This window comes from Paraburkholderia sp. OAS925 (assembly GCF_040543975.1).
GTDB classification, from domain to species: domain Bacteria; phylum Pseudomonadota; class Gammaproteobacteria; order Burkholderiales; family Burkholderiaceae; genus Paraburkholderia; species Paraburkholderia graminis.
On sequence record NZ_JBEUNO010000002.1, the window covers coordinates 662,775 to 676,175 of the forward strand.

Annotated in this window: 10 protein-coding genes; 3 read left to right on the plus strand and 7 right to left on the minus strand. The window is 61.1% G+C overall.

Annotated features, from left to right (window positions below; genetic code table 11):
• Nucleotides 1-35: 35 nt before the first annotated feature.
• The 6 genes from ABIE53_RS21765 to ABIE53_RS21790 form a co-directional block, all read right to left on the minus strand.
• Nucleotides 36-1,409, minus strand: coding sequence for a beta-barrel domain-containing protein (locus ABIE53_RS21765; protein ID WP_006047237.1), 1,374 nt, complete (start codon nucleotides 1,407-1,409; stop codon nucleotides 36-38).
• On the minus strand, nucleotides 1,387-4,014 hold the full coding sequence (locus tag ABIE53_RS21770; protein ID WP_192699619.1) for an FHA domain-containing protein: 2,628 nt from the start codon (nucleotides 4,012-4,014) through the stop codon (nucleotides 1,387-1,389). Before ABIE53_RS21770 ends, ABIE53_RS21765 begins: the two co-directional genes overlap by 23 nt.
• A 259-nt stretch (nucleotides 4,015-4,273) precedes the next feature.
• Nucleotides 4,274-5,611 (minus strand): efflux transporter outer membrane subunit, encoded by a 1,338-nt coding sequence (locus ABIE53_RS21775; RefSeq protein WP_502922739.1) that lies wholly within the window; start codon nucleotides 5,609-5,611, stop codon nucleotides 4,274-4,276.
• A 318-nt stretch (nucleotides 5,612-5,929) separates the two neighbouring features.
• Nucleotides 5,930-6,211, minus strand: coding sequence for a hypothetical protein (locus ABIE53_RS21780; RefSeq protein WP_006047240.1), 282 nt, complete (start codon nucleotides 6,209-6,211; stop codon nucleotides 5,930-5,932).
• Nucleotides 6,212-6,476: 265 nt separating this feature from the next.
• Entirely contained in the window at nucleotides 6,477-6,911 is a 435-nt protein-coding gene (locus ABIE53_RS21785; protein ID WP_006047241.1) for a DUF4399 domain-containing protein, read from the minus strand.
• A gap of 38 nt (nucleotides 6,912-6,949) precedes the next feature.
• A complete protein-coding gene (locus ABIE53_RS21790) occupies nucleotides 6,950-7,453 on the minus strand; it encodes a DUF4399 domain-containing protein (protein WP_192699617.1) in 504 nt (167 codons plus the stop codon).
• 380 nt (nucleotides 7,454-7,833) lie between these two features.
• On the opposite strand from ABIE53_RS21790, the gene ABIE53_RS21795 reads away from it, so the two are divergent.
• Nucleotides 7,834-9,828 carry an SUMF1/EgtB/PvdO family nonheme iron enzyme gene (locus ABIE53_RS21795; protein ID WP_192699616.1) on the plus strand — a complete coding sequence of 665 codons (1,995 nt, stop codon included), beginning with the start codon at nucleotides 7,834-7,836 and terminating at the stop codon, nucleotides 9,826-9,828.
• 61 nt (nucleotides 9,829-9,889) lie between these two features.
• On the opposite strand, the gene ABIE53_RS21800 is transcribed toward ABIE53_RS21795, so the two are convergent.
• The gene (locus ABIE53_RS21800) at nucleotides 9,890-12,073 is read right to left on the minus strand and encodes a serine/threonine protein kinase (RefSeq protein ID WP_192699615.1); all 2,184 of its coding nucleotides are present in this window, start codon (nucleotides 12,071-12,073) and stop codon (nucleotides 9,890-9,892) included.
• Nucleotides 12,074-12,555: 482 nt separating this feature from the next.
• On the opposite strand from ABIE53_RS21800, the gene ABIE53_RS21805 reads away from it, so the two are divergent.
• Complete coding sequence (locus ABIE53_RS21805; RefSeq protein ID WP_114158097.1) at nucleotides 12,556-12,774, plus strand: hypothetical protein; 219 nt, start codon at nucleotides 12,556-12,558, stop codon at nucleotides 12,772-12,774.
• Nucleotides 12,775-13,117: 343 nt separating this feature from the next.
• Nucleotides 13,118-13,324: a hypothetical protein gene (locus ABIE53_RS21810; protein ID WP_029967048.1), complete on the plus strand. Its 207-nt coding sequence runs from the start codon at nucleotides 13,118-13,120 to the stop codon at nucleotides 13,322-13,324.
• Nucleotides 13,325-13,401: the final 77 nt, after the last annotated feature.

A 13,401-nucleotide genomic window follows, 5' to 3' on the forward strand; every position in this document is an offset into this window, starting at 1 on the left:
TGTCCGCTCCTTTGGTTGATGTGTGATCCGCGCGGTCAACCCGCCACCTGTCTGAACGGATCGAGGCCGAGGTCGATCAGCCGCCGCTCGCGCACGACGATTTCCGCGCTCGCGGTCATGCCGTAACGCAACGGATAGTGCGTACCGGCGATCTCGTAGTAGTTTTTGTCGAGCGTGACGCGGCCTTCATAGACCGGCTGCTTGTCCGTCAATGACGGCTTGGTGGCCGGCGAAATATAGGCCAGCGTGCCGTTGATCAATCCATAACGCTGATACGGAAATGCGTTGAACTTCAGTTTGACCGGCAATCCTTCGTGAAGAAACGCGCGATCGTGTTCGGCGATTTCGATCTTCAACACCGGCTTCGCGTCTTTTGGCGCGATGCCTCCGAGCGGCGAATTGGCCTGAATCTTGTCGCCTCGCTGCGTCGACGTGACATCGGTAATCACGCCGGAAACGGGCGCGAGAATCAGCAGAAAGTTGTCCTTGTCGATGTTCTCGAAGCGGATTCGCGCGGCGGCTTCCGAGACGAGCCGTGCGCTTTGTAGTTGCAGCCGCACCTTGCCTTCCGCGTCGGCGACGTCGCGCACTGCTGCGTCGTATTGAAGCTGAAGATCCGTAGCCTGCTGGCCGCTCGTTTCGAGTTCAGCATTCGCCTTTGCGTACTCGTGACTCAAGCGGAAATCCAATTCGGCGAGCTTCGATTGCGCGACACGGTACGCGTTATCCGCTTCCATCGATGCGGTTCTCTTTTGCTCCACCTGCAATTCCGCAATACCGCCGCCGCCCGGCTGCGCGAATAGCCGCGAATAGCGGTCGAGTTCCTGGTGTGCGGCCTCGCGTACCCGCCGCGCGTTGTCGAGTGCACTGCGCGCTTCGTCGAGTTCGGCCTTCTGTCCTTCGGCGAGCTTGGTGGTTCCTTCCGAAACACGGTTTTCGTGCAGACGTGCTTCCACTTCCATTTGCGCCTTTAATGCCGCGGCTTTTCTCTCCATCAGCGCTTTCTTCTGCGGGAACTGCTTCCAGTCGCGCTCGGCGTCTTCGAGTTTTAATTGCGCCTGCAACGCATTGCTTGCGGCCTCGATCGCGCCGCGCGCATTCAATCGCGCGAGTACATCGCCTTTCGACACGGGCTGGCCTTCGGCGATATAGAGGTCGGCCAGTTCGCCGTCGATAGGCGCATAAATGCGGCGCACTTCCGATTCCGGCGATAGCGTGCCCTGTGCGCTGACGATTACGTCGGCACGTCCCACGAACGACCACAGCAAGCCTGCGACCACCAGCGCGACCATCGCCCAGATCAGCGCACGTGCGATCCGCACCGGCTCCGCAGTGAGTATCGCAATGCCTTCGACACTGTGGTCTTCCAGCGCTTGCGCCAGCGACCTAGGGTAACTGTCGCGCTTCACTCTGCTCGCCTCCAATTAACGCCAGCTTCGCTTTTAGCAGCGCCGGATCCAGCACCATGCGCAACTCGGTCAGCGAGCGGCGCTGCAATGTTGTTTCCGCTTCTATATCGGCGAGCAAACGGTCGAAATCCGCGGGATATTCCGCCTTCAACTGCGAATAGATGCGCATACCCTGCTGTGCGGCCGTTTGCGCATCGGACAGCAAGCGCGCCTCGTTGCGAAAGCCCGGCGAGATGCCTGCTTCAAGGCGCTGCGTGCCGCCAATCGGACCGCTCGCGCGATACTGCTTCCACAGGCTCTGTGCGCGCAGCATCAGATCTTGCGCGCGTGACAGCGCTTTATCGTGCAACGCGGCGACGTCTTTCTGAATGGATTGGGCGAACCACACATCCGTTGACGGATCGAGGCTCGCATAGAAAGACAGCAGACGCTGGTCGTAATCTTTTCCGTTGCGCGTTTTCTGCAAGTCGTTGTACTGATCGAGGAGTGCTTTCTTGTGAGCAAACTCGGCGGCCAGTACATCGGACCACGGCCCCGCCGGCATCGACTGCAATCCGGTCAGCGCCTGTTGCGCGTCACCGCGCCGCCACGCAGCGGCGATTGCGTCGTGCCGCTGAACGACATCGGCGGATGGCAAACGCGTCGCGGCCAGTTGCCGATATTGCTCCTGAAACGGCGGCGTACTGAAGCGCGCGGCTTTCATCAACGCGAGCAAAGTACTCAATTGACGGCCAAGCGCGGCTTCCAGCAAAGCGGTGTATTGGCGCAAGTCGTCGCGCACACGGTCGAGTCCCGCGAGACGCGGATAGCGCTGCGCATAATCGTCGAGTACCGATGGCAATGCCGCCGGTTTGTCGCGCGCCAACTCGGTGCGAATCGCGCCGTCCAGACGTCCGATTGCCGCGAGATAAACGGAGTCGTCGCTCTCGAGCTTGCGCAAATGACTCATGGCCTGCGCGTACGGTTCTGTGAAGACCGGTACATATGACGCGATTCTGTCGAGCGCTCGCTGATGACTCTTCGGATCGTCGTCCCAGCGTTGCAGCAAACCGCCGATAGCCGCTTCATCCTGATACATGCGGATCGGTGCCTCAACACCGCCGCGCCCCGCGACGAAGCGTTCGAGATCGCCCACCCATTGCAATTCGCCGAGAAGCGAAAGTGCGTCGGCGTTATTCGCGGTCAACGACTTCATCTCGGCGAGTTGCGCATCGGCCTGATCGAATTGCGACTTTTGCAGCACGTTGAGCCAATCCGGCAGCTTTGCCTTCAGCAGCGCTTCGCTTGCAAGCGCGCTCACCTTCGTGTCCGCCGGATGAGTCACCAGGTAGTTCTTCGCGGATTGCACAGCACTCGTATAGTCGCCGCTCGCCAGCAGGTTCTTCAGTTCACGTTCGGAGGAACCGCGCATATAAAGTGTGAAGGCGACGGCGCCGAGCAACACGACGCCCGCGCCGCCCCACATGGCGAAGCGTCGCATGCTCGCGCGATCGTCGCCTGCGAAAGCCTTGCTCAACTCGCTTGCGATGAGGCGCCAGCGCCGCTGCTTGCGCCTGGAAACGCCGGCGACGCGGCCGCCATTCGATTCATTCGTGGCGCTGTCCGCACTATGCGATCCGTTCGCACTTTTTGCCGATGCACCCGCCGCTCCACCACTAGCCGGCGGCGTGCGTCCCGCATGTCCAGATGCAACGTGCGCCGCCTCGTTGATTTCGTCCTCGCGTTGCCTCGCTGGGTCGACGCAGAAGATGTCGAGAAACGAATGCGCCGCGCCCACGAAGGTCGTTTTGTCGGCGTCGACATCGGCGACATCCGAGAGTTTGGCGACTGAGGGATTGAGGAGCAGCTGAGTCACGGTCGGCTCGACTTCGGGCGGTTTTTGCAGCGTCACCCTGTAGACGAAGTGGTCGCCGCCAAATGCAACGACGTCGCCATCGGCAAGCGGCAGCGCGGATTCGCCGACGCGTATTCCGCCGACGAATGTGCCGTTCGTGCTGCCGAGATCTTCGACGTAAAGCTCCGCGCCCTTCAGAAAGATGTGCGCATGCCGACGCGAGATGTAATTGACCTGATGCGGATAGCGGTCCTTGTAGCGAGAAAAGACTTCGTCCGCTTTACTGACGAGAAACGGAAACGCCTGCACTTCAACCGGCTGAAGCCCGAGATCGCCGCGCTGCGGCACAAGTAGCAGGCGCGGCGCGACCACCGCGCTGCTTTTCGCGACGATGCGGGCGCGCGGCTCGATACTCACGCGATAACAGAGATCGCCGCCAAAGCACAGTTCGTCCCCTGCTCGCACGCGCGCGGGCGTCTCGCGCACGGCAACGCCGTTGACCGTGGTGCCGTTCTTGCTGCCGAGATCCGCCACATAAACCGCGCCGTGCTCGATGAACACGCGTGCATGACGGCGCGACAGACGCGCGATCCACTCGGCGGGGTAGTCGTTGAACGGCGCTTCGCTGCGCCCAATGGCGAACAGGCTATCGACAATGCGGATCGCGTCCAGTGCCGGGCGTTGCGCGGACGCAAGCGGAGACAGCAGCACGTCGAAAGCGGTTTCGACTGTCGCGCGCTTCTCGGCAATGGATATTTCGCCGTCGGCCATTTTATCCGGATCACTAATCGTTTACCCGCTGCTGCGAGAGCGCAACGGAGTCAGCACGAAGGACGACGGCGAGAGAATCTTGTTTGAAAGAACCGGCGGAAACACGGTTCCTCAACGATTGTAAGTCACGCATTGCGAGTGTCAATTCCCGGTCGTCGGTGATAAGCCGCTGCACACGATATGAGAAACCGCAACGGGTTTCACATGCGCGCCTGAGCGGATTAGCTCAATGCTCCTTTACTTCTGCTCTACCTCTTTTCTACTTCTCTTTCACTTGCGCCTGCACATCGACATTCGGCCAACCGCCGCCGAGCGCCTTATAAAGCAGCACCGTATCGGACAAAATCAGTTGATGATTCGCCAGCAACGACAACTGCGCCTCGAGCAGCGTGCGCTCGGTTTCGAATACTTCGAGTTGCGACACCACGCCGAGCCGCAGTTGCGACTGAATCTGATCGGCCACAATTTGCAGACGATCCACCTGTTGCTGCAATTCAACGCGCTGCGCCTTATGCGCGTTCAGATTCACCAGCGCGTTTTCCACTTCCTCGAACGCGCCCATTACAGTCGCACGGTACTGCTGTTCCGCCACCGTCGATTGCGCCTGCGTCACCTTGACGTGTGCGCGCACACCGGGATCGAGCAGCGGAATATTGATGCTCGGCATGAAGCCGTAGGTGAACGACTTCAGCAAGTCAGTCAGCGCGAAACTCGCCGTGCCGCCGTGCCCGGTCAGGCTGATAGTCGGCAATTGCGCGAGTTTGGCCTGACCGACGAGGTCATAGGCCTCGAGTACTCTGAATTCCGCGGCGACCAAGTCTGGGCGCCGCGCGAGCAGTTGTGCGGGCAGACCGTCGGGCACTCCCGGCGATTGCACGCGCTGTTGCAGATGGCCTTTGGGCAATTGAAACTCACCGGCAGGTACACCGGTCAGCGTGCACAGCGCGTTATTCGCGAGGTCACGCGAGCGACGCAGTTCAAGCAACTGATTCGTCAGTCGATTGATTTCCGCCTGCTGCCGCAGCACCTGCGTCTGCGGAACAAGTCCGCTGCGGCGCTGGCCCTCGTAGATCGAGAGAATCTGGCGATTGGTGACGAGTGTCTTTTGCTGCTGCTCGATCTGGTCGTCGAATTGAAGGATCTGGAAATAGGTACTCGACACGTTCGACACCAGTTCGAGATAACCCGCACGCCAGTCGGCTTCGCTCGCGTGGAATTCGGCTTTCTGTGCCTGCACGCCCTTTTCCACTTTGCCCCAGATGTCGATATCCCAGTTCACCTGCGCCGCGACGTTGTATTGCTTCGCGAAGGTCTGTCCGGTCGTTTTCTGGAAACTCGCGCCGGCACCGAGGTCCATGGTCGGCAACGCGCCGGCCTTGGCTTCGCCGATCTGCGTGCGCGCGACGTCAATACGCGCAGCCAGTATCTTGATGTCGAAGTTGCCGCCTATGGCTTTGGCAATCAGCGAGTCGAGAGCCGGATCGTTAAAGCCTTTCCACCAATCCGGTTCAATGGTGGCCGCCGCGGAAACCGGCGCGCCGCTCTGTCCCGTCCAGGAAGTCTTGCCAGGCGTATCGGGCCGCTTGTAGTCGGGCATGCTGACGTCGACGCAAGCACACAGTGAGGCGGCGCAGATCGTTGCCGCGCACAACCCGCGCAACGCCGCCGTTGTCGAGTGGTTGAAGAAGCGCTGAACCATCTTTGAATCAGGCAACGCTGACACGATTTTTCTCCGATGACGCCGACTTCACTGCACAATCCGCGCGCACCATTTAAGTAAAGCATCTCCGACGCCGCTTCACCATCGAAGCGGCGCATGACAAAAGCTCGGGAGATGTGCGGTGAGGAAGTGTCGCGTGAAAAGAACGATTGGGTGCGCGAACTTTTTGAGGACCGCAGCTAGCGGACGCGCCGCTTACGGCATGTAGATGTTGTTGCTCGCGGTCACATGCGGGTTGAGGTTGGTCGTCGCGCCCTCAATGAACGCGCCGTTGCTGCCATTGACGCTCTGGATGTTCATCGTCGTGCTGATCAGTTGAGTGGCGTCGACGTTCCTGCTGAAGTTCGGCGCATAGATCGGCGCGAAATTCAGATACGACGGCGGTAACAGGTGGCCGGTGCCGCCGCGCACGGCGCTCATCGCCTTGCTGTCGAGTTGTTCGGTGATGGACAGGTCTTTGATCGTCAGCGTGTTCATGGCAAATCTCCGGAACGAAAGGTCACAGTCTTGCGGTTGGTTTCGAGCAACTTGTCTACTCGAACGTAACTAACGCATGGGCTGTGCCAGTTTCGTTTCCCTATCCAAAGAAATTTATGGAAGTGCCGTGAATAAAAGCTTTGGACAATACGTCGACCGGGCAATACAGCGTGTGACCAGAAAGCATCAGCGTCGATGTGATGGATCGGGGCCAACAGCAGGTGTGAAATGGTTGGCTGCGGCATGACATCGGCGCTAACTAACGTCAACGCGCAATGACCGTGATCTTCTTCGAGTACACCGGTGGGTTGTGCGGAACGTGCATGTCGTCGCCCATCAGCAATTGCAATGTATGTTTGCCGGGCGGCAGTTGAATCATCGTCTCGGTTTCGCCCGCGCCGAAATGCAGGTGATTGCGATCCGAGGGTATCTCCTGGTCCATCGGCGGCAAGTCGGTGTCGATCAGAAGATGATGATGTCCCGTGTTCGGATACTTCACGCCTTTCGGCGCGACGCCCATATAGCGCAAACCGAACCACACGCGAAACGGCTTGTTGGCCGTAACCACCTGGCCGTCGTTGGGATAGCCGATATAGGCATGTGCGCCGGAAGGCGACGCCGCCCCGGCCGCCACGGCGAAATCCGCCGCGCCCCATGTCGCCGACGCCACCAGCGCCGCGACTGCAATGAACTTATACATGAAGGCTTCTCCGTCCTGAGCAGGCCGCGATGAACGCGCTAGTCTTTCTGCACGGTGATGGTGATCTTTTTCGAGTACACGGGCGGCGCATGCGGCACGTGATTGTGGTCGCCGAGAATAAGCTGCAACGTGTGCTTGCCTGGCGGCAACTCGATACGCGCGTCGGTCTCGCCCGCGCCGAAGTGCAGGTGATTGCGGTCCGACGGAATCTCCTGATCGAGCGCGGGCAGGTCCGTATCGATCAGCAGATGATGATGCCCGGTGTTGGGAAACGCGACGCCTTTCGGGCACACACCCATATTGCGCAGGCCCATGCGCACCCACAGCTTGCCGCCGTGAATCACGGCGCCGTCGGGCGGCCAGATGATGTACTCCTCCGCACCGGCAGGCGATGCCGTGGAATCCGCGAATGCCGCCACCGGCAAAACCATGCCGACAATCGACACGGCGAGCACGGTCCGCGAAATCGCACGCAATGCACATAGGCGCAGCGTGCTTCTGGGATTCGGGTTGGGAACAGCGGGGACGTCGGTTCTTCGCATGGCGCACTCTCCCGAAGAGCGGTCGTGACCATCTCGACTGCGCAATGCAGCGATGGGTGATTGTGCTTGATCGCGGGCGCGCGCGATGCGCCAGCCGCATAGTTAAAACGACCGTGCCACGTTGCTTTGTGAATTAGCTTAGGACGTAACTTGCCAAAAAGATACGCCACACTCGTTAACCGTATAGCGCACTCGGTAAAAGTGTTGGTTGTTGCCCGCCATGCGCGTGCTATGGTTGTTGATACGTTGCAACGCGGATGATCGAAAGCGCGTCGATGCTTCGCTTTTCGGGGCGGGGGTATCGGCGAATCGCAACGTATTCCAGCGGCGATGCGGTGCGCGAATACCTATGTTCTGTCCGGAACAAACAGGATGCGAAGATGTGGCGAATATTCCTGCTGACGTGGATGGCCGGGGCCATTCTGGTGAATTGCGGCGGTGCATTTGCCGCAACGCCGCGTGAAAGTACAAGCGCGACTAATCTGGCCGCACCGGCTAATAGCGTGATCGCGCCGTTCGCTCCGCAGCACGACCATGTTGGCGCTTCACGCATCGCGCTCGTTATCGGCAATGGCGCCTATGGTCCCGATGCGTCGAAAGTTATCGAGCGAAACGCGCCGCGTGATGCTCAAGCGCTGGGCAAGCAATTGCGCGCGCTCGGCTTCGACGTCGTCGTGCTTGCCAATGCAACGCCGCTGCAAATGCGGCGAGCGATTGGCGAATTCCGCGAGCGTCTGCGTGCGGGCGATGTCGGTCTGTTCTATTTCGCCGGTCATGGCATGCGGCTCGGCGGACAAACGCTATTGATTCCTGCGAGTGTCGACATGCGTTCGCCGGCCTCGCCAATTCGCGAGGGCATCGATCTAAATGACGTGTTGCAGGCAATGCACACGTCGCGCAATGCACCATTGAACATTGCGATTCTCGACACCTGTCTCGACAATCCATTCACGCGCGATGTCGCGCAGGCGGCGCCAGCACTGCCGCCGAACACGGTCGTTGCCTATGCAACGGCGCAAGGCGGCTTTGCGGCCGACGGCTCCAGCCACGGCATATATACGCAAGCGTTACTGCGCGCACTCGACGAGAAGCCCACGCAGCCTTTGATGAGCCTGCTCGCGAGCGTCGCTGCGGAAGTCGAACACGCAACCGGAGGGGAACAGCAACCGTGGGTTGAGTCGTCGTTGCCCGATTCCACCTTAACGACGAGCAACGTAAAGGTTAGGGATACGCGACTCATCGCCAGTAACGAGCATGTCGTCACACTGCACAGCCGAGGCATTCTGCCGAAAGACAGCACCGAGCAATACGAAATCACCTTCTGGAATTCGATCAAGGACAGCAATTACCCCGCCGATTACGAAGCGTATTTGAAGGCCTATCCGAATGGGCGCTTCGCCACGCTCGCGCATGCGCGAATCGATAGGTTGCGGGCGGCGTCGGCGAATGCGCCTGCGCCGAACGCGTCGACACAGCAGGTTGCGCCGTCAGTTGCGCCGCCGCCGACAGCGCGGCCGGCGACACCTGCTGCGCCCACTGCATCGGCGGCGCAAGAGCGCCCGCGTGCCGCTTCCGCACCGCCAGCCGCGAGCACCACTCCACCGCCAGCATCGCCCGCTGCAGCCACCGCGCAAAAGCCTGCAACGCGTGCGCCAGTAGCAGGCGAAAGCCGTGACTGCGCCACGTGTCCGATCATGGTCGCGTTGCCCGCAGGCTCGTTCTCGATGGGCAGCAACAGCGACGATCCGTCCGAGAAGCCGGTTCATCACGTGACGATTGGTGCGCCGTTCGCTATCGGCAAATACGAAGTGACAGTCGAGCAGTGGAATGCCTGCGTCGCGGCGAATGCATGCCCGAAACTCTCGCCGGAAACGAATGCCAATAAGTCAGCTCCCGCGCGCGACGTGAGTTGGGACGACGCGCAGCAGTACGTGAAGTGGCTCACGCGGACGACGGGCAAACCGTACCGTCTGCCCACGGAAGCCGAGTGGGAATACGCGGTGCGCGGCGGCACGACGAGCGCGTACTGGTGGGGCGATCAGATGCGCAAGGGCAACGCCAATTGCAAGGATTGCGGCGAGCCGTGGCACAAGGAAGGCCCCGAAGCCGCAGGTTCTTTTGCGCCGAATCCGTACGGCCTCTACGACATGAACGGAAGCGTATGGGAATGGACCGCCGACTGCTGGCATAACTCGTATCAGTCAGCGCCCGTCGACGGCCGCGCGTGGGAAAACCCCGGTTGCGACATGCGCGTGATTCGCGGCGGTTCCTGGCGCGAAGGCGGCGGCTACATGCTGAGCGCGACGCGCTTCAAATACAGCGCGGGCGTGCGTCAATCGCAGGATGGTTTCCGCGTAGTCAAAGATCTCAAGTGATCTGTTGCGCCGGGAAGTAACTCATAGCATCAAGCTCCGCAGCGCTCGCTCGACGAAAACATCATGGCGCGTGCGGCTTCGTGGTGATCGGCGCGAAGTCCGCCACGATCCGCTCGCGGCCGTATTTCGTCGCTATTTGCGCGAGCCGTGTGTCCAGTGCGCGCAGATAGTCGGCGCGCGATTCGGCTTCCGGGCGCGGCTTGTCGAAGAGCGGCGCGGGCGTGATCAGCAGCACGACCATCTCCGAACCGAACGGCTTTGAAATGACCCAGTCGCCCGCGCTGCCGACCGTCGCCGAATAGTGCGGCGGCGCCTGGTTGTCCTTCGCGCGCGGACTCGGCACCATGTGAACGACATTGCCGTCGAGCTGGTAGTAATCCAGATTCACATACGAGTCGTAGCCGGGCGTGCTCACGTCGACAACCAGTGGATCGCCCTCGTTCAATTGGCCGCTCGGCGGCCGCACCTGCAAGCCCGCGATGTGCCCGGCTTGCCAGTTCTGCGTCCAGTAGGGTGCAAGCGCCTTGACGGTGTCGCATTTGTCGTCCGCGACCGGTTCGACGTCGAGCTTTAGCGTGTCCACGCCGGGTAGCGCCGTGAGGCCGTCTTTTAGTCGCGCGACGCCATAGCGTTGCGAAAGATAGCCGCGCACCGTCAACGTGTGGTCCTGCGTCGACGCGGATAACGCCGAGCACGGCACTTGTGCGAGCGTCGGAGCGACCGCTGCGAGTGTCAGTGCGGGCTTGGGTTTGGGTGCAGCAGGCGGGGTGGGGGCTGCTACTGCCGCTGAAGCGGTCGCCGATGCGGACGTTGCTGCGGTCGGATTCGTTGTCGCTGCACTTGCGGTGCTGGTCGCCGCTGTCGCCGCTGCCTCGCTCGCTTGCATCGCCGACGACGCCGCCTCCTCCACCCGCCCCTGCGACGCGCTCGCAGCCAACTGCGTTTCGCTGTGGCGATTCGGCGCCGAGCGCCACGCATAGACGGCCACGGCCGCTGCGCAAATCACCGCAAAGCCGGCGAGTCCCGCCTTCGCCAATGTCCCCGACTTTTCCGCGCGCGCCTCGTTGTCGAACTCGGCGATGAAGCGCGCGACGCTCGGCATGCGCGTCGCGCGGTCGAAGGAAAGCGCGGCCCGTAATGCACGCCATTGCGTCGCATCGAGATTCGGCGGACGCTGCAGCTTGAATTCGGCATTGCGCGCCTGCGTCGCGGACAAGCGGTCGAACGGATGGTGTCCGGTCAGCAACTCATACGTGATACAGCCGAGCGCATAAATATCGTCGCGCGGATCGGGCTCGCGATGCTCGATCATCTCCGGGCTCGCATACGCAGGCGTCAACGCGCCGAGGCTGCCTGGATCGAACACGGTTGCATCGCTTTCTTCTTCGGGCCGCTGAAACACGCGGGCAATACCGAAGTCGATGACCTTCACTTCGGCATTCGTCGTTAGAAAAACATTGGCGGGTTTGAAATCGCAATGCACAAAGCCGCGTTCGTGTGCATACGCGAGCGCGCTGCACATGCCGCGCACGATCGGCAGCGCGGCGCGAACCGGCATGCCCTGATAGCCCGGCGTGCGCAGCAACTGGCTGAGCGGCTTGCCCGACAGGTACTCCATCGTCAGATAAACGATGGGGCCGTCGCGATCGAAGTCGTACACCGTGATGATGTTGCGATGCGCGAGCACCTGCGCCTTGCGCGCCTCGCGCTGCAACGCGACGAGCGAATTCGGATTGCCGCGGAACTGAACGTTGAGCACCTTGACGGCAAGGTACGGTTTTCTGTCGGACGCCTCGAGCTTGCGCAGATCGAGCGCCTTATAAACCGTCCCCATTCCGCCGACGCCGAGGCACTCTTCGAGAACGAAGCGGTTATTCAGCGTATCGCCGATGCCTTTGATCTGGTCGAAGCCTGCGCCGTTGGGCACGTTCGCGCTACTTGCGGACGCGCCTGTGCGTCCCGCGCCGGCCGGCACCACCGAGGGCATCTCCACCGTGGTCTGTATGCCGGTTTCCTCGCCGCCGGCCGCCACGTTCGATACACGCAGTTGCTCGATGCGCCGCCGCACTTCGATATAAAGGTCCTCCGGCAGCGGCGCTTTACGATGCGCGGCGCCAAGCGTCTCCAGCAGCTGCGTCGGACCGAGGCCTTCGGTCACCAACGTGCTGTCGAGTTGAGCGACGAACTCGTCACGTGACAGCTCGCCGTTCTGGAAGTCGTGAATCACACGCGCAAGGCTAGCCATGTTGTGCGAATTGCCGCCGTTGCCGTGAGCCCCGATCGCGTTCGACCAAGGCTCTGCCGGCCGTTAGGAAAGCTGTCGTAACCAGTTACATGTGCCGCTTCGATACTAGCTCCCGGCCTGTTCTTTCGCAAACCAGGATTGCCCCGCGCGATGCGCGGCTCGCGCTTGTCGCGCGCCGTCCAACATAATGCGGCGGGTTGTCGGGTGAATGCCACCACTCGCCTTGCTCGTCGCAGCTTCCACGGATAGGAAAAGACGCGCGGCTTAGCGCTGCAAGCCTTATCCATAAAGGCACCATAACTTTTATTAGGAACCTTGAATAAATCTGGCACAGGCCGTGCATCCTTGAATCGGGCAGGCAGATTAAAAACAGATTTCCTATACTCATAGTGCGACGAGACCTCAGCACATCTGACGACACCCGCGAGCGCACGCCGGATCATCGCACCGGCCAATCGCTCGACTTTCGCGGCGAACACATCATGGCCAAGCTTCTCATCAACGATCTCGCAGACAACGTCGAACTCGACCGTGAGGCGATGGCCGCCATTGTCGGCGGCGCACGCATTGGGGCGCGGCTCTCGAGCGCCGCGCCGCTCGTGCCGACCGCGACTCGCGTCGTCGAATATCCGCCCGGCTTTCCCGCGGCGCATCAAACCATCGTGAAAGTGGCGGCGACGCGCAATACACGGCACAGCTAGATTCGCGTTTATCAAGGCAGTACAGCGGCACGCGTCATCGACGCGTGCCGCTTTTGTTGTTGCCGCGAGGCGTTTCGGGACGCGTGCATCTCGTGCGTCGTTCGGCGTACACGCGGCCCAACAGTTCGGGTGCGCTCTGTCTGCTGTATCCATACATCTGGCCGCTGGTTTTGCATCATCGCGCTTTGCGATTAAAGGCCGCGCAATGCGCATCCTTGCCTGGCCGGGCATCGGCGGACGCGTTGCGGATCGACTCTTTATCGCGTGCAAATTGGCATATCCCTTGCAGAAACATGAGCGAGCACTCCGCCGTGCTCGCCCATTCACCTCAAGGAGTATCGCCATGAAATCCACCGTCATCATCAAGGACCTGCCTCGCGGCGCCGAGGCCGCCCACGAAGAAGTCACGCTCAGCGCCGAGCAGTTGAAGCTGGTGCGCGGCGGCCGTTCCGTCGTCGTCACCGTCGACGGTGGCGCGCTCGGCCATGTCGACGACTTCTCGATCAACACCGCCATCTTCGAAGGCCGCATCAAAGGCACTTATCTGTAGGACGCTCGAGATGTCCTCAATTGGAAACCGCCGCGCCACGTCATTGCGCTCGTGACGCGGCGGCGTCCATGCGCGCC